This is a genomic window from Brevundimonas sp. UBA4553, assembly GCF_002387245.1.
Lineage (GTDB): Bacteria > Pseudomonadota > Alphaproteobacteria > Caulobacterales > Caulobacteraceae > Brevundimonas.
This window is the reverse complement of record NZ_DGLD01000019.1, coordinates 37,321-58,738: the sequence shown is the minus strand read 5'-3', so window position 1 is coordinate 58,738 and position 21,418 is coordinate 37,321. Positions and strand designations below refer to the sequence as shown.

Below are 21,418 nucleotides of genomic sequence, written 5' to 3'. Positions count from 1 at the left end.
ATGCCCATCGGCAAGCGGGGCGGTCCGGCCTAAGGAGGGAGTCGATGGAGACCACTATGCGCAATGTTTCAATCCTGACCGCCTTCGTCGTCGCGCTGGGCGTCTCGGGCTGCGGCGACAACGCCGCGTCAACGACCGATACGGCGTCCAAGGCTCCGCCGCCGCCCGCCCCGACCGAAGCCGAGAAGATCGCGGCGCTGGCGACCCTGCCCGCCCCTTACAACGCCGGTGATCTGGAGAATGGCCGACGCGCCTTCGCCCGTTGCCGTTCCTGCCACACCATAACGCCGGGCGGTCCCAACATGACGGGCCCGAACCTTTATGGCGTCTTTGGCCGCGCGGCCGGCGCCGACGCCAAGTTCAGCTATTCTCACGCCATGCGGTCGGCCGGTTTCACCTGGGACGCCGACAAGCTGGATCACTGGCTGCAGAACCCGCGCACCTTCCTGCCCGGCAACAAGATGACCTACCCCGGCCTGCCCGACGCCACGGATCGCCGCGACGTCATCGCCTTCCTCAAGGTGGAAACGGGCTTCAAGCCGGAAACGACGAAGGCCGCCGCACCTGCGACGGCCCCCGCTTACTGATCGCACGTTCGGACAGACCTAACCGGGCGTCATGTCCGGCGTCTTGCCGTCGGCGATTTCCTGGGCTTCCCACTCCTCGATCTTGCGCGCGGTGTATTCCGGCGACTTGGTGAAGCGCGCCAGAACGCCATAGATCACCGGCACCACGAACAGCGTCAGCATGGTGGCGAACATCGCCCCCGTGAAGATAACCACGCCGATGGTCTGGCGGCTGCCCGCGCCCGCGCCTTGCCACAGCATCAGCGGCAGGGCGCCGAAGGCGGTGGCGATCGAGGTCATGATGATCGGCCGCAGGCGAAGCGACGAGGATTCGATGATCGCCTCGCGGATCGTCCGTCCCTGATCGCGCAGCTGGTTGGCGAACTCCACAATCAGGATGCCGTTCTTGGCCGCCACGCCGATCAGGATGATCAAGCCGATCTGGCTGTAGATGTTCAGGCTGGAGCCCGCCATCAACAGGCCGAACAGGCCGCCGGCCGCCGCCAGAGGCACGGTCAGCATGATGACCGCCGGCGTGATCCAGCTTTCGAACTGGGCCGCCAGAACCAGGAAGACCAGCAGCAGGGCCAGAGCAAAGGCCCAGCCCACGGCGCTGCCCGCCTCCTGCTGATCACGCGCCGCGCCGCCCCAGCGAATGGTTCCGACGCCCTGCGGCTGCTTGGCCACCTCGGCGTTGAGGAAGGCGACGGCGTCGTCGATCGTCATGCCGGGATTGAGATCGGCCTGCAGAGTGATGGCGCGCTGACGGTCCAGACGACGACGGTCAGGCGTATCGCCCGATGTCTGGGTCGTGACCACCGCCGACAGCGGCACCAACTGGCCTGCGCCGGTCGAGACATAGAGCGCCTCGAGATCAGCCACGCCGCGGCGATTGTCGCGGTCGGTCTGCAGGATGACGTCGTATTCCTGACCGCCCTTGATGTAGGTGGTGGCTCGGCGCGACCCGAACATGGTCTCGAGCGCGCGACCGATCTGCTGCGACGACACGCCCAGAGCCGCCGCCTTCTGGGGATCGACATCGACCAGCAGACGCGGGGCGTTGGGCTCATAGTTGAGGCGGGGCCGCGACAGGCCCGGATTTTCCAGCGCCGCCGTCAGGATCGGCTGCAGCCAGTTGTAGATCGGCCCGTATTCGGATCCCGTCACGATCATCTCGACCGAGTTGGAATTGCCGCCGCCGCGCTGGAAGGCGCCGGGCGTCGAGGCGTTGACCTGGGCGTCGGTCTGCCCTCTCAGCTTGCCGTTCAGTTCCTGGGCGATCTCGTCGGCCGACCGGCTGCGTTCCGACCAGTCGGCAAGATTGAGGACGGCGCTGCCGGAACTGAAGCCCGAGCCGCCGAAACCCGGGGCCGAGATCAGGAAGTTGGCCGCCTCGCCGCTGTCGCGGTACTCGGCCAGAATGGGCTCCAACCCCAACATGATCTTGCGGGTGTAGTCGAAGCCCGCGCCCTCGGGGCCGGCGATACGCAGCGTCACGCGCCCCCGATCCTCATTGGGCACCAGTTCGTTGGGCAGGTGCAGGAAGATGCCGGTCGCCCCCGCCGCCACCAGCACGATCAGGCCGATCACACCGCCCACGGCGATGCGACGGCCCAGCAGCGCGTTCAGCGAGTTAGCGTAGGAGTTCTTCAGCGCGTCCATCGCCCGATCCACGCGGCGCGCCACCCAGCCGCCGCTATGGGCGGGTTTCAGGATCTTGGAGGCCAGCATGGGCGACAGGCTCAGCGCCAGGAAGGCCGAGAAGGCCACGGCCGCGGCGATCGCCGCCGCCAGCTCGACGAACAGTCGTCCCACATATCCGGGCAGGAACAGCAGCGGCGCGAACACCGACAGCAGCACCACCGTCGTCGCCACGACGGCGAAGAAGACCTGACGCGCGCCACGCTCCGCAGCGATCAGCGGCGGCTCGCCATGATCCAGACGGCGCTGGATGTTCTCGACCACCACGATGGCGTCATCGACCACCAGGCCGATCGCCAGCACCAGGGCCAGCAGGGTCAGCAGGTTCAGCGAGAAGCCCAGCGGCGCCAGAACAATGAAGGTCGCCAGCAGACAGATGGGCGCCACCACCGAAGGGATGATCGCCGCCCGCAGGCTGCCAAGGAAGATGAAGTTGACCAGGGCGACCAGCGCCATCGAGATGCCGATGGTGATCCAGACTTCGTCGATGGCGTGCGAGGTGAAGACCGAGTTGTCGGAGCCGACCTCCAATGTCGTGCCCGGCGGCAGGGTCGGCGTGACCTGCTCCATCAGCGCGCGCGCGCCTTCGGAAATCGCCAGATCGTTCGACTGGGCTTGGCGCGTGATGGCCAGACCGATCTGGTCGATGCCGTTGCCACGGAACAGGCGGCGGTCCTCGGCGGGCGCTTCCTCGATACGGGCGATGTCGCCCAGGCGCGTCACATAGGCGGCGTTGCCCAGCAGGGCGCCGGTCACGCCATTGGTCATGGCGGTGGTTGCGGCGGCCAGCGTGCCGGAGCTCTGCGCGCCCGTCGCCGTGGAGGCAGACCCGCGCGTGCCGATCGGCAGTTGGGCGAAGTCGGCCGGCCGCGCATAGGTGCGCGCCACGCGGACGGTATAGTCCTTCTGCGTCGACTCCAGCGAACCGGCGGGCAGTTCGACGTTCTGGTTGGTCAGCGCGGTTTCAATGTCGTTGACGGTCAGACCCCGCGCCGCCATGGCGGACGCATCCAGCCATATCCGCATGGCGTAGCGCTGCTCGCCGAAGATGTTGACTTGGGCCACGCCCGGCACGGTGGCGAAACGGTCCACCAGATAGCGATCGGCGTAGTCCGTCAGCTCCAGACGGTTCATCGTCGTGGAGCGCAGGAACATGATCATGATCGGCTGGCTGTCGGAATCAGCCTTGGCCACCTCGGGCGGATCGGCCTGATCCGGCAAGCGCCCCTGCACGCGAGACACCCGATCGCGCACGTCGTTGGCGGCGTCGTCGATATTGCGGTCCAGCGAGAACTCGATGTTGACGCTGGATCGACCATCGCGGCTGGTCGAGTTGATGCGCTCGACGCCCTGGATGCCGGCGATCTGCTGCTCGATCGGCTCGGTGATCCGGCTCTCGATCACCTCGGCCGAGGCCCCGGCGTAGCTGGTGCTGACCGACACCACCGGCGGATCGACGTCCGGCAACTCGCGCACCGGCAGGAAGAAGAAGGCCGCCAGACCAATCACGCACAAGACAATGGCCGCCACCGCCGCGAAGACGGGGCGACGGACCGAAACATCGGACAGCATCATGGGCGGGCCGCCTGAGGCGCGCGGGCGCCGCCCTTTTGCTCGCCGGCGCCGCCCACCGTCACGGGCGCTCCGGGCTGGATGCGGTTCAGGCCCGACGCCACCACGCGATCGTTGTTGTCCAGGCCCGACAGGATTTCGACGTAGCCGCCCTCGACGGCTCCCGCCTGCACCTCGACCCGTTGGGCGGTCGAGCCGTTCTCGCCGCGCGCGATGCGATAGACGAAGGCGCCCTGCCCTTCATACTGAACGGCGGCCTCGGGCACCGACAGACTCTGGCGACGGCCCTGATGGACGGCGACCCGCATCATCATGCCGGGGCGAATGCGATTGCCGGGATTGGCGAACTCGGCGCGGGCGATGACCGCACGCGTCTGCTCGTTCACCCGCGTGTCCAGCAAGGCGATGCGGCCCGAGACGGTCTCATCGGCATAGGCGTCGGCCGTGGCGCTCAGCGGCGTCCCCACCTGCAACACGCCCAGATAGCGCTCTGGCACGGGGAAATCGACGCGAATGGCGCTGGTGTCGTCCAGTGTGGTGATGACCGATCCCGGCGAGATCAACGTGCCGGGCGTCACGGTCGTCAGGCCCAGCACCCCGGCGAAGGGCGCGCGCAGCACGCGATCGCCCCGACGGGCCTCCGAGGCCGCGACGGCGGCGCGGGCGGTCTCCAATGCGGTCTCGGCGGTTTCAGCCGTCACGCGCGGCGCCACGCCGCGTTCCGCCAGGATCCTGAAGCGGTCGTATTCACGCTGGGCCTGGGCCAGTTGAGCCCGCGCCTGGATCAGGTCGGCGTCTTCCTCGCGCGCCTGAAGCTCGACCAGCGGCGCGCCTGCTGCGACCCTTTGTCCATCCGCGAACATGACGCGGGTGATCAGTTCGGTGGTGTTGGAGGTGATGTTGACCGAGCGCTTGCTGCGCGCCACGCCCAGAACCCGGATCTGGTCAGCAAACTCGCGTGGCGTGGCGATCGCCTCGGCCACGGCCTGACCGCGTCCGCCGCCCGGACCGCCTCGTCCCGGACCGCCCGCGCCGCCCTTGCTGTCGTCAGGAAGCGTGATCTTCAGGACCGCCGCCAGGACCATCAGCCCTACCAGACACGCCGCCGCGATAATGAAAAAATGGCGTTTGAACACGCGACGCAGTCTCCCCGACAACAAGCGGTCCCGCTTAGCGGGTCATGGTCGTTACGCAAATAAAGTATCTGTAACGACGCAGCGTTTGGTTTCCGTCGCGACAACCGGATCAGAAACGCCGCCACACGGAGATGACCGGCCCGCCAGCCGCCGGCGTATCCCGCCCGGCGACCGCCTGACGCCAGCCGCCCTGCAGGCTCCAGGCGCCGAAATCCCGAACCGCCGAGACCTCCACCGACAGCCACCGCGCGCCGTCATCGTCGGCCGTGCCGCCGAAACCTTGCGCCATCAGCATCCAGTTCTCGCTCACGTGAGCCCCGGCGGTCACGTCGACGCGGACCTCGTCGGGCAGGCCCTGTCGCCAGCGTCGCGCGACCTGGCCTTCCACGAAGCTGCGCTGCGGCAGCCATTTTGAGCCGGAACCGTCGATCGAGCGGCCGGCCATCAGCCGCACCTCCCAGTCGCTGTCGCCTACGCCGGGCGGCGCATAGCCGGCGTTGCGGCCCTCGCCGTTCAGGGCGTAGCCGGCATAGACGGCCACCACGTTGGCGTCGTCGCGATAGGCCTGCCAGCGTGCGCCGATCTCGATGGGTCCTCGCCCGTCATAGTCGGTGAAATCGTCGCGCCCCTCCTGCCACTCCCCCTTGAACTGCACCGTCACCTTGTCCGTCAGTCCGTACTCGACAAACAGCGACGCCGTCCGGTCCACCCGCTCTCGAGACAGGTCTTCCGTCTCGCCGTCGGCGGCGAAGCTCTTGTCTGCGCGCATGTCCTCGTATTTGACGATGGCCTGGCCCTGCCCCTTCGGCAGGTTCCAGCTGCCGGCCAGGACGGGCGAAGCCCCCGACGCCAGCGCCATAGTGATGATCAGCCCCCCGACCGACCTCACACGTCGTAGCCCGGCGATTTTCGCTCGAGCTGACGCAGGGCGCCAGGCCAGGCCAGCGACGAGATGAAGCCGATGCCTCGCCCCTGATCTTTGGTCTCGGCCTGGGCGGCGTCCGGCGCGATCAGCACGTGCTCGCGTCCTCCCGAAAGAGCCGCCACCTGTTGGGCGCAGGCCCGCTCCAGGAAAAAGATCCCGACCCAGGCCTGGGCTGCGGTTTCGCCCACCGCCATCGTGCCGTGGTTGCGCAGCAGCATCAGCGGCTTGTCGCCCAGGTCCGCCACCAGCCGCTCGCGCTCGTCATGGTTCAGCGCCAGGCCCTCATAGCCATGGTAGGCGACCTGATGTTGCAGCAGGCAGGCGTTCTGGCTGATCGGCAGCAGGCCGTGCTGCTGGGCCGCCACGCCGACGCCGTTAACCGTATGCAGGTGGACGACGAATTTGGCGTCTTCGCGCGCGGCGTGGACCGCCGAGTGAATGGTGAAGCCGGCCGGATTGATGAAGCTGGTCGTCTCTTGGACGATGTTGCCGTCCAGATCGACTTTCACGAGGGAAGAGGCTGTAATTTCATCGAAATACCAGCCGTATGGGTTGATCAGGAAGTGATGCTCCGGACCAGGCACCCGCGCCGAAATGTGGGTGAAGATCATGTCATCCCACCCATGAAGCGCCACCAGCCGGTACAGGGCGGCCAGATCGACCCGCGCCTGCCACTCCGCCTCCGACACTCGCGATTGCAGCGATGACGCCGCTCCATCCGCCATGACGACCTCCCTTATCGTTGTTCTGTTGAACCTCGCCCCGCTCAGGCTTGGCGTCAAGCGACCCGGGTTCCGCTCCGGAAGGTTTTCGTTAACCCTGTTTTCACGTGCTGGGACGAGGATGCAACGCGGCCAGGGCGGCCGCCTTCCAAGCGCGGAGCCGCCGTTGTCCACAGTCGTTCCGCCAAACCCGACGAGCGCGGCCCAGGCCGTTCCCCTGTCAGGGCTGAATCAGTTGCTGGACCTGGCCAGGAAGCGCTCGCCTGATGACCAGAACCGCCTGTTGATGGGCGTCGCCGGCCTGTACGAATCTGCCGGCGCCCACGGCGGCGCGCCCGAAGCCCTGGCCGACATCTTCATCGCCCTGACCCGCAGCGCCGAGCGCGAGATCCGTCAGGTCCTGGCCCAGCGACTGGCCAAGGTCGACTGGGCTCCTGCCGCCCTGGTGAAGATGCTGGCCGCCGACGAGATCGAGATCGCTCGCTCGGTGATCGCCGCCAGTCCCCTGTTGCTGGACGAGGACCTGCTGCAACTCCTGTCCGACGGATCGATCGACCACCAGATTCAGATCGCCTTGCGCCCGAATATCGGCGCGGCGGTGGCTCGCGCCATCATCGCGGGCGCTGATCCGGCGGTCATGACGGCGCTGGCCACAAATCGCAGCGCCCGGATCGAAGCCCCGGACTTCGCCCAACTGGTCGATCAGTCCCGTCAGTTGGCCGCCCTCCGCGCGCCGCTGACACGGCACCCGTCGCTGGACGAGGATCTGGCCCTCCGTCTCTACCAGTGGGTCGGCGAAGCTCTACGTCAGGCCATCAGCGACCGTTTCACAATCGACCCCGCTCGATTGGCGGACGCGGTTCAGGCCGCCGCTAGGACCTCGGCCGGCCAGACGACCGGCCAGACCGCCGCCGTCGAATGGGCTCTCACCGCCGACGAGGCCGATTCACGCCTGGTGGCCAAGCTGCATGCTGCGGGCCAGCTGCGCGCCGCCTATCTGATCCGCGCCCTCCGCGAGGAAAAGCTGGGCGTCTTCGCCCACGGCCTGGCGACGCTCGGCGGGTTCGAAGTGTCGCAAGTCCGCCGCGCGCTGGACGGCGACACTGCCCGCCCTCTGTTTCTGGCCTGCATTGCGGTCGGCCTCGATCGGGCCGCCTTCCCGGCCCTGCTGACCGAAATCCGGAAGCTCAACAAGGGCTTCCCGCGCGACCCGGACAGCTCCGCCTGGCGACTGGCCGAACGCTCCGCCGACCAGGCGGCCTATGAATTTCGGTTACTGATGGCCAACGCCGACGGTCCTTCCGTTTGACACGGACTGCGCTCTCCGATCACGTGGCGCCGTGAAGACAGCCTCCGCCCCCCGCGCCCTGACCTTTGTCGCCAGCGACCGCCCCGAAGCCGAGGCTGCGCGCGTGCGGCTGAGCGAACGCTACGGCTCCGTGCCTGTGACGGAGGCCGATGTCGTCGTCGCGCTCGGGGGCGACGGCTTCATGCTGGAGACCCTGCACAACAACCTGCAGCTTCGCACCCCGGTCTACGGCATGAACCGCGGCTCGGTAGGCTTCCTGATGAACGACTACGAGGAAGACGACCTTCTGGAGCGGCTTGCCGAGGCCGACCACACGGTCATCCACCCCCTGCAGATGGACGCCTGGGTCGAAAGCGGAGAGGTCCATAGCGGCCTGGCCATCAACGAGGTTTCGCTGCTGCGCCAGACGCGCCAAACCGCCAAACTCCGTGTCAGCATCAACGACAAGGTCCGGCTGGAGGAGCTCAGCTGCGACGGCTGCATGGTGGCCACGCCCGCCGGTTCGACCGCCTACAACCTGTCGGCGCACGGCCCGATCATCCCGTTGGACGCGCCCAGCCTGGCCCTGACGCCGATCAGCGCCTTCCGCCCCCGGCGCTGGCGCGGCGCCCTGCTGTCGCACACGGCGCGCGTGCGTTTCGAGGTGCTGGAGCCCGACAAGCGCCCGGTCAGCGCCACGGCGGACAACTTCGAAGTCCGCCGCGTGACCCGCGTCGAAGTGCGCGAACGCCGCGACATCAGCCTGACCATGCTGTTCGACGCCGGGCGTTCCTTTGAAGAACGCGTCATGGCTGAACAATTCGCCAGCTGAAGCGTCACGGGTTTTTAAGGCTCGGTCGCATAGGCTGTCCGCTACGAGTTCAGGAGCCGTCACGTGAGCAACCCTCCCCAGGTCATTCGCCCGCCCAACCCCCTGCGCGCCAAGGTCGGCGGTTTTGGCGGCATCGACGCCGACGCCATCGCCAAGGCCGAAGCCGCGCTCAAGGCCATGTCGGCTCAGTTCGGCCAATGGCTGCAGGACGAAATCACCAAGCTGGATCAGGCTCAGGCCGACATCCGCACCCGGGGCTACACGCCCGAAACCGCAGAAGCGCTCTATTTCCGCGCCCATGACCTCAAGGGCCTCGGCGCCACCTACCAGTACCCGCTGGTGACCCGCATCGCCGGCTCGCTTTGCCGGATGATGGATGACGCCGACCGACGCATGGCGGCTCCGCTGGCGATTCTGGACGCCCATATCGACGCCATCCGCGCAGTCGTGCGCGACGAAATCCAGACCGACGAACACCCGGTTGGTCGTGAGCTGGCCGAAACCCTGGAAGCGCGCGTCAACGAACACCTCGCCTGACGCCGGCCGACGGTTCATAAAAAAGGCGCCCTCGATGCCGGGGGCGCCTTTTTTCGTGGCTGGATGAGGATCAGGCTGCGCTGACGGCCGCCTCTCGTTCGACCTCGGTCGATCGGTCCAGCCGCTCCATCAGATAGGCCAGATCGTCGCGCGACGTGCTGGGCCGCTGGCTCAGGAAGCGTTCCAGCATCCGCTGACGGAATATGTCGCTGGCGGTGTCTCCGCCCTCGGCCTGCAGGGCGCGCCACGTATCCACCCCCGCGCGGAAGGCCTGGAACAGGCGCGGCGGCAGGCCGGCCCGATCATAGATGGACTTCAACCCCAGCGGGCCGGCGTCATGCACCATCAGCCAGGCGCGATGATGCGGCGTTCCGGTCAATTCGGCCAGGGCGTGCTCGAACAGGGCCATCTGCCCTCGCGCCAGGGCCCGCAGCAGCAGGGATGCGTTAAGCGCCCTGCGGGCGTTCAGGCTGGCGACGAACGCCGGCAGGTCATTGCTGACCCGCGCCTGGTCCACCAGATCGACTGTCGCCCGCTCCCGCGCGAACTGAGAGAACTGGATCGCCGTTTCCGGCGCCACGGCGTGACGCGTCACCAGATGCTCGCGCACCGCGTCGCTGGCCAGCGCCACCAGGCGCTCGGTCACGGAAAGCGGCAAAACCTGACGGTAGGCGATCGCCGAAACGATCTCCGATGTCTGGCCAAAGCGGTCGATCACCACGCCCAGGGCGGCCTCGGACAGGTCGGCGTTGTCATTGGCCGCCAGGGCCCGCACCGCCGTCTGGCAACCCTCGGCCGCCAGAACCGTGGCCACATCGCGCGGCACGCGATCACGGCCCGCCACCGCGCTCTGGCGCACTGCGGAACCGGCACGAATGATCTCGATCAGGTCGTCGTCGGTGAAGGCGGGCGAGCAGCTGATGATGGGCAGGGCCACGCTGTCCACGTCTGCGACCAGGCGACGCGCCACCTCGCGCGGCATCAGGTCTGACGCTTTCAAGGTCACCGCCAGGGCGCGGCGCACCAGCTCGGCGGCGTCATTGGCCATGACGGTCAGAATCTTCTGCGCCGCCGCCCTGTCCGTCTCGTCCAGGGGCATCCTGTCTATGCTGCGGCACAGCTTGTGCGCCGCCGCCGCGCGCTCGTCTTCCGCGTCAGACTTGATCAGACGCCTGATGTCGCTTTCCGTCAGTCGGGCGCGGTAGGCGGTCATGAAAGGACGCTCGTGAGCTGGCGGGGCGAAGAATCAATCGTCACGCTTAGCGTTACATAGTTAACACCTCATTAGGAATGAGGCGAAACCACGTTCTTTTAGGCCGCTGTCTCCGAGGGCGGTGAGAAGGCTCCGCCGAAGCCGCTGCTCTTGCCGCCCTGGCCGTCCTGCCCCAGCAGCAGGGCCAGCAGGCTCTGATCCTGCTTCAACCGATCGAGCCGCGCGGCCAGCATCCGGTCCTTTTCGCTCAGCTCCGGCACGGCGCTCTTGAACGCCGAGCCGACACCCGCCGCCGGCGCGCCCTCGCCCGCCGTGCGCTGCAGGTTGGCGTGGACCTCGGCCACCGTGGCGTGGCGGCCATTGCGATAGAAGATCGAGCGATTGGCCGAAGCTGCGTCGGGGAACAGCGACGCCGCGCTGGCGCCCGGCCGCGACTGCATCGCCTCCATCAGCTTGGCGGCGCCCGCCGGGCCGAGAAAGTGTGCGGCATAGAGGTCGCCCGCGCCGGGCTCCTGCCCTGTGCGCCCCCGCAGATAGGCGGCGTTGGACGCCGTCAGCTCCGCCGCCATGGTCGAGGCCGCCTGGGCGTCGAAACGCAGATCCAGAACCACGTTGCGAGCCGATCCCTGCACCCGCCACCGGCCATCGTCGCCGCGATGGATCAGATCAGCGTACTGGCCGTATCCATGCTTGGCGCCATGCTGCTTCACCGTGGCCAGCCAGGTCTGCTCGATGAACTGGAACAGGCCCGAGGCCGACGAGGTAGAAGCCCGCGCCGACGGGTTCATCGCGCTCTCGCGACGCGCCGTCTTCATCAGGAAATCGAAGTCCACGCCGGTCGTGCTGGACGCACGCCGGATGGCCGCTTCAACCCCGCCAGACGATGGAATCGCTCCTACGCTCATAAGGTTGACGGTCGCTAACTAAGGTTAATGAAAACCTAATCGCCAAGCGCCGCAATAAAGCCGCAAGCGGGGCGCGACCTTCGTTATGTGGGCTCTGGGGAGGGCCACGACAGGAGGCGTTGAAGGCCATGATGATCAGAACCGCGGGCGGCCCCGGACTGGTGAGCCCGATAGACTTTGCCGAACGAAGGAAGCCGATTCCCCGCTGGATGTGGGCGGCGATCGGGGTTTCGGCCCTGGTCCACGTCGGAGCCGGAGTGTGGCTCTACAATCAGCGTTTCGAACTGGCTGAAATCCCGGCGATCGAGGACACGCCGACCACCATCATCGACATCATCCCCATGCCCAAGCCGCCGGAGCCTACCGTAGCGCCCAAGGTCCCGCCCGCGCCGACGCCGCCGATCCACAGGCCGGAAACCGTCATCCCGTCCGATGTGGCGCCGCTGGAGGTTCCGATTGCGCCGGTGACATCGACCGACGCCGGACCTGCGATCAACCTGACCGCTCCCGCGAGCGAGCCTTCGACCGGAACGGCGGTCAGCGCCGAGCCGGTGCGTTCGCCGCCGGTCATCACCAACCCCGACTGGGTGCGCAAGCCCACCGGCGAACAGATGATGCGGGCCTATCCCTCGGCGGCCGCGGCGCGCGGCGTCAGCGGCGTCGCCAACCTGACCTGCCTGGTGAAGGTGGACGGGACCCTGACTGGCTGTTCGGTGGCCTCCGAAACGCCTGGCAATCAAGGCTTCGGGCGGGCGGCCATGGGCCTGACGCGCTACTTCCGCCTCAGCCCGCGCACGGTGGACGGCCAGGCCGTCGACGGCGCCCGCGTCAGCATGGCCATTCGCTTCAATCTGCCCGAATAGGGCCGCCCTCTAGGGCTGGATGAAGCGACGGGGCGCGAGGGTCGGCTCTTTCGAGGACCGGCCCTCGACTTCGTCGGCGATCACGCCCGCCACCAGCGGCCCCAACAGCCAGCCGTTGCGACGCGGCCCCAGGGCCAGGTGCAGCCCCCGCTCGACCGCGCCCGCCATCGGCAGGCCGTCAGGCGTGGCGCCGCGCACCCCGGCGCGCCATTCGATGGTCAGCGGACGCGGCGCCTGGCCCAGCACGGCCCAGGCCGCGTCGAGCATCCGGGCGCAACGTTCGGGATCAGGCGTCAGCGACCGCTCGCCGGCCTCCATGGTTGCGCCGATGACGCAGCCCTGCCCCATGGGCGCGATATAGGCGCCTGGACCGCGCACGACGTGCTCGACCAGTCGTTCGCCCACCAGGCCGATCTGGCCCCGGATCGGCGCGACCATGCCCAGCAAGCGAGCGGCGTCTTCCGGCAGGCCTTCCATCAGGTCGGAAGCTCCAGTGGCCAGCACGACCTGATCAGCCGACAGCGGCTCCGCCGTCGTGTCGATCCGCCAGCGCTCGCCTTCACGACTCAATCCGGTCGACCTGGCCTCAACCATGCGAACGCGGCGGCCGAGCGCCGCCAGCGCCTGGGCCGGTTCGACCTTCCAGTCTTCGTTTGTCGTCAGACGCCCGGCCTCGCGGTCGCAGGCGTGGTCAAAGCCCAGGGCGGACAACCGCCCGGCCAGAACCTCGACGTTCTCGCCCCGCCATTCAGCCGGATCGCGGTCCAGCCGGACCCCGGTCGCCTCGGCGAAGTCGGTCCACGCATCACGTGCGCGGCGCAGCAGTTCGGCGTGGTCCGAGCTCAGGTCGTCGATGGCGCTTTCCATCGCTGGTGCGATCATCCCCGCCGCCACCGCCGAGGCGTTCAGGCCGCCGGGATCGACCACGGTCACGCCATGACCACGCCGAACCAGTTCCGCCGCCGTGCACAGGCCCAGAACGCCCGCGCCGACCACCAGGATGTCTTGAGAATTGAAAAGGGGCACGGGCTGTCCTTCGACCTCCCGCGCCCCGATTTCAACCCGGCTTTTGTCTTACTCGGCGGCGAGCCTGGCCGCCCGCGCTTCTTCCAGACGCTTGGTCAGGGCCGAGTGCTGGGCCCACAGGGCCTTGGGCAGACGCTCGCCGAACTTCTCGTAGAAGGCGGGGATCAGAGCCGCTTCCTCGGTCCAGACGTCGGCGTCGACGTCCAGCAGGATCTTCAGGTCGGCGTCCGACAGGCTCAGGCCCGACAGGTCCAGCGCAGCCCGCGTCGGCACGCGGCCGACGGCGGTGTCCACGGCCTCAGCCTTGCCGTCCAGTCGCTCAACGATCCACTTCAGCACGCGAGCGTTGTCGCCAAAGCCCGGCCAGACGAACTTGCCGTCCTCGTTCTTGCGGAACCAGTTGACGAAGAAGAGACGCGGCAGCTTCGAGGCGTCCGCCTTCTCACCCATCTTCAGCCAGTGACCGAAGTAATCGCCCATGTTGTAGCCGCAGAAGGGCAGCATGGCGAAGGGATCGCGGCGCAGTTCGCCCACCTTGTTCTCGGCGGCCGCAGTGCCTTCCGAGGCCACGGTCGAGCCCATGAAGACGCCATGCTCCCAGTCGAAGGCTTCCGTCACCAGCGGCACGGCCGAGGCGCGGCGACCGCCGAACAGGATGGCGTCGATCGGCACGCCCGCCGGGTCTTCCCACTCGGGCGCGATGGCCGGGCACTGGCCGGCGGGGGCGGCGAAGCGGGCGTTCGGGTGAGCGGCCGGCTCGCCCGAGGCCGGATCATGCGGCTGACCCTTCCAGTTGGTCAGGCCGGCCGGCGCTTCCTTCGTCAGGCCTTCCCACCAGACGTCGCCGTCGGCGGTCAGGGCGACGTTGGTGAAGATGGTGTTCTTCGCCAGGGTCTCGAGGGCGTTATGGTTGGTGTTGCGGCTGGTGCCGGGCGCCACGCCGAAGAAGCCCGCTTCAGGGTTCACGGCATAGAGGCGGCCATCATCGCCGAAGCGCATCCAGGCGATGTCGTCGCCGACGGTCTCGGCCTTCCAGCCGTCCAGCGCCGGCTGCAGCATGGCCAGGTTGGTCTTGCCGCAGGCGCTCGGGAAGGCGGCGGCCACATACTTGGACACGCCCTCGGGGCTGGTCAGCTTGAGGATCAGCATGTGCTCGGCCAGCCATCCCTCGTCGCGCGCCATGATCGAGGCGATGCGCAGGGCGTAGCACTTCTTGCCAAGCAGGGCGTTGCCGCCGTAACCCGAGCCATAGGACCAGATTTCGCGGGTTTCAGGGAAGTGGACGATCCACTTGTCGTCGTTGCAGGGCCACGGCACGTCGGCCTGGCCGTCAGCCAGCGGCGCGCCCAGCGTGTGAACGGCGGGGACGAAGACGCCGTCGGCGCCCAGCATGTCCAGCGCGCCCTTGCCCATGCGGGTCATGACGCCCATCGACACGGCGACATAGCCGCTGTCGGTGATCTCGACGCCCAGGGCGGAAATCTTGGAGCCCAGCGGGCCCATGCAGAACGGGACGACATACATCGTCCGCCCCTTCATGCAGCCGTCGAACAGACCGTCGAGGCGATCACGCATCTCGATCGGATCGGACCAGTTGTTGGTCGGGCCGGCGTCGGCCTCGTCTTCCGAACAGATGAAGGTGCGGCTCTCGACGCGGGCCACGTCCTTCGGGTCGGAAGCGGCGTAATAGCAGCCGGGGCGCTTGATCTGATCCAGTTCCTTCAGCGTGCCCTTGCCGATCAGATCCGCGATGATGGCGGACTTTTCGGCCTCGGAGCCATCGCACCAATGCACCCGGTCCGGCTTGGTCAGGGCCGCGATCTGGGCGACCCAGGCGACCAGACCCTTGTGTTCGGTCGGCGCGGGATAGAGTCCCGGAATCGATACGTCTGCAGTCACAACTATGGTCTCCTGAACCGTGGCCGCCCGACGATCTGTCGCCGTCGTGACGAGTCGGGCGCTGATCACGCCCTGTTACAGGCGCAATGCCACCGGAAACGACGCAAGGTCAACCGTTGCCGGAATTCACCTTGAGCGGAATAAAATTGGTGCGCCGCAGCATGATTTGAGCTCGCGACGCGCATCGACCGGCGATATCACGATGCGATGCGCACCATGGACACCCTAAACGCCCTGCCCGACGGCGCCCTGGCCTCGCCGGCGTCGGTTCGCAACACCGAACCCATCCTGCAAATCCTGCGGGCGCACCTGCCCCGAAGCGGCCACGTGCTCGAAATCGCGGCCGGCTCGGGTCAACACGCCGTCGCCTTTTCCAGCGCCCTGCCGGGTCTGAAGTGGACCCCCAGCGATCCCAGCCCCGACGCTCGCGGCAGCATCGCCGCCTGGGCCGCACACGCAGGCCCGGCGAACCTGCAGTCCCCCTTGGCCCTGGACTGCATGGACGACAGCAGCTGGCCCGAGGGTCCTTTCGACGCAATCGTCTGCATCAACATGATCCACATAAGCCCGTGGACGGCGACCGAGGGCCTGATGAGGCTGGCGGAGCGCCTTCTGCCCCGCCCCGGCGGTCTTCTCTATCTCTACGGTCCCTATCGCGAGACCGAAGTTCCTCTGGCCCCGTCGAACCAAACCTTCGACGTCAGCCTGAAATCACGCGACCCGGCCTGGGGCCTGCGCGATCGGGACGAGGTCGTCGCCCTGGCCCGATCGCACGGCCTGACGCTGACGTTGCGGACGGAGATGCCCGCCAACAACATCAGCCTCCTGTTCAGACGAGTCTAAGCGTCTTTCGAGCCGGCGCCCGACATCAGGAAATGGTCGCGACCACGGCCGACAGTTCGGCGCGCTCATTGATCAGAGCCGCCTTGTCGCCTTGGAAGACCGCGCCCGGAGCTTCCGCTGCGACGCCAAACGCTTCAGCCGCCAAAGCCACGCCGTCGGCGAAGGCCAGAACCGGCAAGCCTTGCGCCCTGGCCAGCTTCAGCAAAGCCTTGGCCTGCGCCACGCCCGCCTCGTCCGCCTCGCCGCCCGGCAAGACCACGCCCTTGACCCGTCCGCTGGTGATGTCGTCGCCTGTCGCGGTGGCCAGCACCGTCACGCCGCCGTTGATCAGGCTGGCGTCGCCAGTCGAAATCGGCGCCAGGGACACGCCGTCAAAGCGGAGCGCCGTCTCCATATCGCCCAGAGGGCCGAAATCCATTCCCTTGCGCATGATCAGCGCCATGCGCAGACGCACGGCGGCGGGACGGCTGAAACCCTGACGCGGGCGGGGTGAGGTCGAGGTGTTGCGTTGAGCGTACAAGACGTCTCCTTCGAAGGTTGTCGTTCAATATTCATTCGCCTGATCGACACGGACCGGACGAAACCTCCCGAATGCGAAACTGAAAACAGGAATCGCCGCGTCACGGAGCGGCCGGACGCGATCTGGATCAATTCGTTGGGGTGACTGAACATATAGAGCGGCTGCGCTCATGGTCAATGATGCGGCAGCGATGCCTGACCTCAGAGATATTCATACACATCTCCCGAAATCTTTCCGAACACCGGTCGCGCGACAGCTTGCCTCGTCCCCCTCCCGCCTTCTACAGAGCGCGTCTGCAAGGATCGACGCCATGGCTTTCACCCGCACCTATGACGGCCCCGAGCCTGTCCGCATCAACAAGTGGCTGGGTCAGACCGGCGTCTGCTCGCGGCGTGAGGCCGAAGCCCTGATCGCCGCCGGCATGGTCAGCATCGACGGCGAAAGCGTCACCGACGCGGGCCGCAAGATCGAGCCGGGCCAGACCCTGACCCTGAACGACCGGGGCGAGGCCGCTCTGGCGTCGGGCGTCACCATCCTGATCCACAAACCGCTCGGCTATGTCTCGGGCCAGCCCGAGCCGGACAAGATCCCCGCCGTCCGCCTGCTGACCGAGGCCAACCGCGTCGGCGAGGGCGCTGTTCCGGGCGAAGACGCCTCCCTGCCCCCCATCGGTCGACTGGACGAGGATTCCCGCGGCCTGCTGATGCTGTCGTCCGACGGCGTGGTCGCCAAGGCCGTGATCGGCCCGCAGTCGCATCTGGACAAGGAATACCTGGTCCGCGTCGAGGGCGACGTCACCGAGAAGAAGCTGGCTCTGCTGCGCCGCGGCCTGATGCTGGACGGGCGTATTCTGAAATACGCCAAGGTGTCGCGCATGGAGCAGAACCGCCTGCGCTTCATCCTGACGGAGGGCCGCAACCGTCAGATTCGTCGAATGTGCGAAATGGTGGATCTGGAGGTCGTCGACCTGCTGCGCATCCGCGTCGGCCCCATCCACTTGAACAACCTGCCCGAAGGCAGTTGGCGGATGATCACGGCCGAGGAACGCGAGGCGCTGATCAACGGCGCGACGGCCTGATCGTTCAGGTCAGCGCGATCCCGGCCAGTCGGTTCAATTCCAGCACATGGCTGGCGAACGCCTTCCTGCCCGCCGGCGTCAGGCTGATCCACGTCCGCTGACGCCCCGCCGTCGCCGCCTTGCGCAGCGCGACATAGCCTGCCTCCTCCAACTGTTTCAGATGCTTGGACAGGACAGAGTCCGACACCTCCAACCGATCGCGGATCATGGCGAACTCCGCGTCGTCGATCCCCGACAGCAGGGCGCAGATCTGCAGCCGTCCCGGTGCATGGATGACGGGGTCGAAAACGGGGGGCGTGCTCATTCCACCGTCTCCGCCAACTCCCGTCGCCAGACGGCCAGCCACACCCGGCTGCCTACGATGGCGGCGATAAAGCCCAATGCGCCCGACACCATTAACAGCCACCACGGTCCGACGAACCGCCCGTAGAGAGACAGGCCGATCAGGCCCAGAAACACCGCCAGCAAACCGAACGCCGCCCAACGCGCGCGTTTTGGCGAGTAACCGCTGACCCACCAACCGAACTTCCTGCGCCACCACATCACCATGACGGCCAGTCCGCCCAGCGCGACCGGCAGGACCAGCAGGGACCAGGGCTGCGGCATCCCCTGCCCTGCCACCAGCAGCCCGCACACCGCGCCGTAGGCCAGGTCATACGCTACGGGATAACTCATCGCGGGCGCGACGCTTGCCCGCGTCGCCCTGATCGATGCGAGGGCCTCTTGAGGGGTCTGTTGATCCTGCGACATGACGAAACCTCACTTTCCAATACGGAAAGACTAGGCTTCACTTTCCACAACGGCAAGCGATAATTTTCCAGATTGGAAAGTTATCTCGCCAAGGCCCGGAACCAATGCTCCAGCAACGTCGCCTCGGCGCGGTGGGCGTCAACCCGGGCGGCGGCTTCCTCGTCCACGCCCCAGCGTTCCTCAGTGAAGGCCTCGTCCAGGCGTGACAGGTCCAGCGCCGCCGCCCCCGACAAGACGCCGCGCTGCACTGCCAGACCCAGCACCGCCGACCCCAGCAGCGGCACGGCTGTCGCCAGCCCGGTCAGGGCATAGTCGTCCATCGCCAACGCCAGCGCCTTGACCCGTTCCAGCGCCTCAGGCGGCTGGGGCCGGTGGACGATGCCCTCGGCAGTATGCAACGTCACGCCCAATTCCCTCGCCGCCCAGTCACGCCAAGGGCCCCACTCGGCCTGCTGACGCTCAGTCAGGGCCGCCGGATGCTCGGCCAGGTAGCAGATCACGTCCGACCCGGCGTAGGCGGCGATCTCGGCCGCTACCGGCTCGCGCGTCTGGCTGACCCGGTCAATGGCGGTCGAGGCCAGACGGGTGGCCGGCATGGTCCCGGGAAGCAGGAACTCGCCCTGCGCCGCCCACTCGTCGGCGACCAGCCGCGCGGCGGCCTCGGTCGGCAGGGTCAGGGTGGCGCCAGCCGGTGTCTTGGGCGTACGCCCGTCCAGACGCACCGTCCACCCGCCCTCGTCTTTCGAGACGTCCGCGACCGCCCAGAAGCGCTTGATGCGCTCCTCGGATTCGCGAAAGCCCTTGCGGGCGGCGACGTTGGGATCAAGCGGAGGAATGTGGGACATGACGGTCTTCTAGGCGGCGATAGCGGTCGAGGCGAAGCGATCCAGCGCCGCCTCCAGATCAGGGCAGTCGACGGCGACGTGTTGCGCGCCTGCCACCACCTGCTCCTCATGCGTATGGAAGCCCCAGCCGACACCCAGCGGATGCACGCCAGCGTTCCGGGCCATCAGGATGTCGTGGCTGGTGTCGCCGATCATGACGGTCGAGGCCGCGTCGGCGCCACAGGCGGCCATGGCGGCCAGCAGCATGGCGGGATCGGGCTTGCCCGGACCATCGGCGGCGCAGTGGCTGGACAGGAACAAGGCGCTCCATTCCGGCCGCGCCAGATTGCGCGTCACGCCGCGCCGGTTCTGCCCCGTCGCCAGCGACAGCCGCCACCCGTCACGCTTCAACCGCCTCAGGGTGTCCATGACGCCCGGATAGAGCGGTTCCTCGTGCCCGGCCTCGTACATGGCGCGGAAGCTGGCCTGGAAGGCGGCCACGAAGTCCGCCATTTCGGCCATCGTCAGGCCCGGCTCCAGCACGTGCAACGCCTTGTCCAGTGACAGCCCGACGATCTGGCGCACCCGGTCATAGGACGGCTCGGCCAGTCCAAGAACCTGCGCCGCCTCGCACGAGGCGCGAAAGATCGAGGCCCGGCTGTCCACCAGGGTCCCGTCGATGTCGAAGACAGCGAGCGGCCTTATCATCGCTGGCGCTTGACCCCTTCGAACGGATCGACCTCGCTCTCGTCCTCCGAGAAGCCGAAGTGGGCGAAGCCGGCCTTCATCTCGGGGCTCAACGGCGCTTCGACGATCAGCTTGCCGCCGCCCGGGTGATCCAGTTCGATGCGACGCGCATGGAGCTGCAGCTTCAGCACGCCGGACAGTTCGCGCGACTTCTCGTCGCCATACTTGGGATCGCCGAGGATCGGGTGGCCGATGGCCGCCATGTGGGCGCGCAGCTGGTGGGTCCGCCCGGTAAAGGGGCGCAGCGCCATCCACGACGCGCGATGGGCGGCGCGGCTGATGGTGGCGAAGGCGGTCTCGGCCGGCTCTCCCTTGGGATCCTTGGGATCGGCGGGGCGCATCATCTCGAAGTCGTTGATGCCCGTCTTCTTCAGCGCCATGTCGATCTGACCGGCCGAGGGCTTGGGATTGCCGATGACGATGGCCCAATAGGTCTTCTTGGCCTGGCGCCGGGCGAAGGCGCCGGCCAGGCGCTTGGCGGCCTCCGGTCCCTTGCCCAGCAGCAGAACGCCCGAGGTGTCGCGGTCCAGGCGGTGGACCAGACGCGGCCGGTCCATCCCCTCGCCCCAGGCCGACAGCAGGCGGTCGACGTGTTTGGTGGTCTTGGTGCCGCCCTGCACGGCCAGGCCGTGCGGCTTGTTCAGGGCGATGACCATGTGATCCTCATAGAGGACCAGCGATTTCGCGTAGGCCACGTCGCGTTCCGACAATTCGTGCAGGTCGCCCGGCTTGCGCGGATTGGCGTCGGGCAGCGGCGGCACGCGCACGGCGGCGCCGGCGGTCAGGCGGTCCTGCGGCCTGACCCGCGATCCGTCGACGCGGATCTGGCCGCTGCGGGCCATCTTCTCGACCTGGATGTGGGTCAGGTGCGGCCATCGGCGTTTGAACCAGCGGTCCAGACGGATGTCGTGTTCATCCTCGGCGACATAGAGGGTCTGGACTTCGCGGCTCATGCGCCCACTCCGGTAAACAGTTTGCGCGCGATCATCAGGCCGACGAACAGGGCGGCGATGGAAACAACCACCGAACTCACCGCATAGACGAAAGCCGTGGCCAGTTCACGGCGTTCGATCATCAAGGCCGTTTCCAGCGAAAAGGCCGAGAAGGTGGTGAAGCCGCCCAGCACGCCGACGGCGGCGAAAAGGCGGACGCTCTCCTGCCCCGCGCCCGCCTTCAGCGCCAGCCAGCCGGCCAGCAGCCCCATCAGAAGGCCTCCCGAAATATTGGCGGCGAAGGTGCCCCACGGCCAGACCGCGCCGGGCGCCAGCCGACCCGTCATCAGACCAAGGCCGTAGCGAGCCACAGCGCCCAGGGCGCCGCCGATGGCGACAAGAAGAAACTGCGTCATGACGGGCTTCTACACCGCCGCTCGGCTTTGGCGAAGACGACCTTCCCCTGCCGCAACACGGTGAGATAGCGCGCGAACAGCCGTCGCCTTCCGGGCAAAAAGAAACGGCGGCGGATCGTGAGA

Annotated in this window: 22 protein-coding genes; 7 read left to right on the top strand and 15 right to left on the bottom strand. The window is 67.5% G+C overall.

The features are described from left to right. Positions 1-44: 44 nt before the first annotated feature. The gene (locus B4A39_RS12670; protein ID WP_292036908.1) at positions 45-587 is read left to right on the top strand and encodes a c-type cytochrome; all 543 of its coding nucleotides are present in this window, start codon (positions 45-47) and stop codon (positions 585-587) included. A gap of 18 nt (positions 588-605) precedes the next feature. Here B4A39_RS12670 and B4A39_RS12665 read toward each other — a convergent pair whose 3' ends face one another. The 4 genes from B4A39_RS12665 to B4A39_RS12650 form a co-directional block, all read right to left on the bottom strand. After that, on the bottom strand, positions 606-3,839 hold the full coding sequence (locus B4A39_RS12665; protein ID WP_292037346.1) for an efflux RND transporter permease subunit: 3,234 nt from the start codon (positions 3,837-3,839) through the stop codon (positions 606-608). Continuing rightward, positions 3,839-4,975, bottom strand: a complete 1,137-nt coding sequence (locus tag B4A39_RS12660; RefSeq protein ID WP_292036907.1) for an efflux RND transporter periplasmic adaptor subunit — start codon at positions 4,973-4,975, stop codon at positions 3,839-3,841. Before B4A39_RS12660 ends, B4A39_RS12665 begins: the two co-directional genes overlap by 1 nt. 109 nt (positions 4,976-5,084) lie before the next feature. Further along, positions 5,085-5,834: a hypothetical protein gene (locus tag B4A39_RS12655; RefSeq protein WP_292036906.1), complete on the bottom strand. Its 750-nt coding sequence runs from the start codon at positions 5,832-5,834 to the stop codon at positions 5,085-5,087. A 26-nt stretch (positions 5,835-5,860) separates the two neighbouring features. Beyond that, positions 5,861-6,625, bottom strand: coding sequence for a class II aldolase/adducin family protein (locus tag B4A39_RS12650; RefSeq protein WP_292036905.1), 765 nt, complete (start codon positions 6,623-6,625; stop codon positions 5,861-5,863). A 163-nt stretch (positions 6,626-6,788) separates the two neighbouring features. Here B4A39_RS12650 and B4A39_RS12645 point away from each other — a divergent pair, with 163 nt between their 5' ends. From B4A39_RS12645 to B4A39_RS12635, 3 genes are all read left to right on the top strand, one after another. Then, entirely contained in the window at positions 6,789-7,931 is a 1,143-nt protein-coding gene (locus tag B4A39_RS12645; protein WP_292036904.1) for a DUF2336 domain-containing protein, read from the top strand. Between the two features lie 31 nt (positions 7,932-7,962). Then, positions 7,963-8,742, top strand: coding sequence for an NAD kinase (locus tag B4A39_RS12640; RefSeq protein ID WP_292036903.1), 780 nt, complete (start codon positions 7,963-7,965; stop codon positions 8,740-8,742). Positions 8,743-8,805: 63 nt separating this feature from the next. Continuing rightward, a complete protein-coding gene (locus tag B4A39_RS12635; protein ID WP_292036902.1) occupies positions 8,806-9,279 on the top strand; it encodes an Hpt domain-containing protein in 474 nt (157 codons plus the stop codon). A 70-nt stretch (positions 9,280-9,349) separates the two neighbouring features. On the opposite strand, the gene B4A39_RS12630 is transcribed toward B4A39_RS12635, so the two are convergent. Together B4A39_RS12630 and B4A39_RS12625 are read right to left on the bottom strand one after the other, a co-directional pair. Continuing rightward, positions 9,350-10,492 (bottom strand): DUF2336 domain-containing protein, encoded by a 1,143-nt coding sequence (locus B4A39_RS12630; protein WP_292036901.1) that lies wholly within the window; start codon positions 10,490-10,492, stop codon positions 9,350-9,352. A gap of 98 nt (positions 10,493-10,590) precedes the next feature. Next, positions 10,591-11,397 (bottom strand): transglycosylase SLT domain-containing protein, encoded by an 807-nt coding sequence (locus tag B4A39_RS12625; RefSeq protein ID WP_292036900.1) that lies wholly within the window; start codon positions 11,395-11,397, stop codon positions 10,591-10,593. Between the two features lie 128 nt (positions 11,398-11,525). Here B4A39_RS12625 and B4A39_RS12620 point away from each other — a divergent pair, with 128 nt between their 5' ends. Continuing rightward, positions 11,526-12,260 carry a TonB family protein gene (locus B4A39_RS12620; RefSeq protein ID WP_292036899.1) on the top strand — a complete coding sequence of 245 codons (735 nt, stop codon included), beginning with the start codon at positions 11,526-11,528 and terminating at the stop codon, positions 12,258-12,260. Positions 12,261-12,269: 9 nt separating this feature from the next. On the opposite strand, the gene B4A39_RS12615 is transcribed toward B4A39_RS12620, so the two are convergent. Together B4A39_RS12615 and B4A39_RS12610 are read right to left on the bottom strand one after the other, a co-directional pair. Beyond that, positions 12,270-13,286 carry an NAD(P)/FAD-dependent oxidoreductase gene (locus tag B4A39_RS12615; protein ID WP_292036898.1) on the bottom strand — a complete coding sequence of 339 codons (1,017 nt, stop codon included), beginning with the start codon at positions 13,284-13,286 and terminating at the stop codon, positions 12,270-12,272. A gap of 48 nt (positions 13,287-13,334) precedes the next feature. Continuing rightward, entirely contained in the window at positions 13,335-15,185 is a 1,851-nt protein-coding gene (locus tag B4A39_RS12610) for a phosphoenolpyruvate carboxykinase (GTP) (protein ID WP_292036897.1), read from the bottom strand. Between the two features lie 216 nt (positions 15,186-15,401). Between B4A39_RS12610 and B4A39_RS12605 the strand changes: the two genes are divergently transcribed. Further along, positions 15,402-16,028, top strand: a complete 627-nt coding sequence (locus B4A39_RS12605; RefSeq protein WP_292036896.1) for a DUF938 domain-containing protein — start codon at positions 15,402-15,404, stop codon at positions 16,026-16,028. A gap of 25 nt (positions 16,029-16,053) precedes the next feature. Here the strand turns inward: B4A39_RS12605 and B4A39_RS12600 are convergent, their stop codons facing one another. After that, the gene (locus tag B4A39_RS12600; RefSeq protein WP_292036895.1) at positions 16,054-16,548 is read right to left on the bottom strand and encodes a hypothetical protein; all 495 of its coding nucleotides are present in this window, start codon (positions 16,546-16,548) and stop codon (positions 16,054-16,056) included. A 310-nt stretch (positions 16,549-16,858) separates the two neighbouring features. Here B4A39_RS12600 and B4A39_RS12595 point away from each other — a divergent pair, with 310 nt between their 5' ends. Next, entirely contained in the window at positions 16,859-17,626 is a 768-nt protein-coding gene (locus tag B4A39_RS12595; RefSeq protein ID WP_292036894.1) for a pseudouridine synthase, read from the top strand. A gap of 4 nt (positions 17,627-17,630) precedes the next feature. On the opposite strand, the gene B4A39_RS12590 is transcribed toward B4A39_RS12595, so the two are convergent. The 6 genes from B4A39_RS12590 to crcB all read right to left on the bottom strand — a co-directional run bounded on the left by B4A39_RS12590 (position 17,631) and on the right by crcB (position 21,295). Further along, positions 17,631-17,930: a winged helix-turn-helix domain-containing protein gene (locus B4A39_RS12590; protein WP_292036892.1), complete on the bottom strand. Its 300-nt coding sequence runs from the start codon at positions 17,928-17,930 to the stop codon at positions 17,631-17,633. Next, positions 17,927-18,301 carry a hypothetical protein gene (locus B4A39_RS12585; protein WP_292036891.1) on the bottom strand — a complete coding sequence of 125 codons (375 nt, stop codon included), beginning with the start codon at positions 18,299-18,301 and terminating at the stop codon, positions 17,927-17,929. Before B4A39_RS12585 ends, B4A39_RS12590 begins: the two co-directional genes overlap by 4 nt. A 155-nt stretch (positions 18,302-18,456) precedes the next feature. Further along, positions 18,457-19,221 (bottom strand): ATP12 family chaperone protein, encoded by a 765-nt coding sequence (locus B4A39_RS12580; RefSeq protein ID WP_292036890.1) that lies wholly within the window; start codon positions 19,219-19,221, stop codon positions 18,457-18,459. Between the two features lie 9 nt (positions 19,222-19,230). Beyond that, complete coding sequence (locus B4A39_RS12575; protein WP_292036889.1) at positions 19,231-19,908, bottom strand: HAD-IA family hydrolase; 678 nt, start codon at positions 19,906-19,908, stop codon at positions 19,231-19,233. Then, on the bottom strand, positions 19,905-20,900 hold the full coding sequence (locus B4A39_RS12570; RefSeq protein WP_292036888.1) for an RluA family pseudouridine synthase: 996 nt from the start codon (positions 20,898-20,900) through the stop codon (positions 19,905-19,907). Before B4A39_RS12570 ends, B4A39_RS12575 begins: the two co-directional genes overlap by 4 nt. Continuing rightward, positions 20,897-21,295, bottom strand: a complete 399-nt coding sequence (crcB, locus tag B4A39_RS12565; RefSeq protein WP_292036887.1) for a fluoride efflux transporter CrcB — start codon at positions 21,293-21,295, stop codon at positions 20,897-20,899. Before crcB ends, B4A39_RS12570 begins: the two co-directional genes overlap by 4 nt. Positions 21,296-21,418 lie beyond the last annotated feature (123 nt).

Coding starts and splice junctions, on each gene's coding strand:
- B4A39_RS12570 (WP_292036888.1), bottom strand. CDS start 20,900: ATGAGCCGCGAAGTCCAGACCCTCTATGTCGCCGAGGATGAACACGAC.
- B4A39_RS12620 (WP_292036899.1), top strand. CDS start 11,526: ATGATGATCAGAACCGCGGGCGGCCCCGGACTGGTGAGCCCGATAGAC.
- B4A39_RS12655 (WP_292036906.1), bottom strand. CDS start 5,834: ATGGCGCTGGCGTCGGGGGCTTCGCCCGTCCTGGCCGGCAGCTGGAAC.
- B4A39_RS12670 (WP_292036908.1), top strand. CDS start 45: ATGGAGACCACTATGCGCAATGTTTCAATCCTGACCGCCTTCGTCGTC.
- crcB (WP_292036887.1), bottom strand. CDS start 21,295: ATGACGCAGTTTCTTCTTGTCGCCATCGGCGGCGCCCTGGGCGCTGTG.
- B4A39_RS12625 (WP_292036900.1), bottom strand. CDS start 11,397: ATGAGCGTAGGAGCGATTCCATCGTCTGGCGGGGTTGAAGCGGCCATC.
- B4A39_RS12595 (WP_292036894.1), top strand. CDS start 16,859: ATGGCTTTCACCCGCACCTATGACGGCCCCGAGCCTGTCCGCATCAAC.
- B4A39_RS12605 (WP_292036896.1), top strand. CDS start 15,402: ATGGACACCCTAAACGCCCTGCCCGACGGCGCCCTGGCCTCGCCGGCG.
- B4A39_RS12585 (WP_292036891.1), bottom strand. CDS start 18,301: ATGAGTTATCCCGTAGCGTATGACCTGGCCTACGGCGCGGTGTGCGGG.
- B4A39_RS12590 (WP_292036892.1), bottom strand. CDS start 17,930: ATGAGCACGCCCCCCGTTTTCGACCCCGTCATCCATGCACCGGGACGG.
- B4A39_RS12580 (WP_292036890.1), bottom strand. CDS start 19,221: ATGTCCCACATTCCTCCGCTTGATCCCAACGTCGCCGCCCGCAAGGGC.
- B4A39_RS12650 (WP_292036905.1), bottom strand. CDS start 6,625: ATGGCGGATGGAGCGGCGTCATCGCTGCAATCGCGAGTGTCGGAGGCG.
- B4A39_RS12630 (WP_292036901.1), bottom strand. CDS start 10,492: ATGACCGCCTACCGCGCCCGACTGACGGAAAGCGACATCAGGCGTCTG.
- B4A39_RS12665 (WP_292037346.1), bottom strand. CDS start 3,839: ATGCTGTCCGATGTTTCGGTCCGTCGCCCCGTCTTCGCGGCGGTGGCG.
- B4A39_RS12575 (WP_292036889.1), bottom strand. CDS start 19,908: ATGATAAGGCCGCTCGCTGTCTTCGACATCGACGGGACCCTGGTGGAC.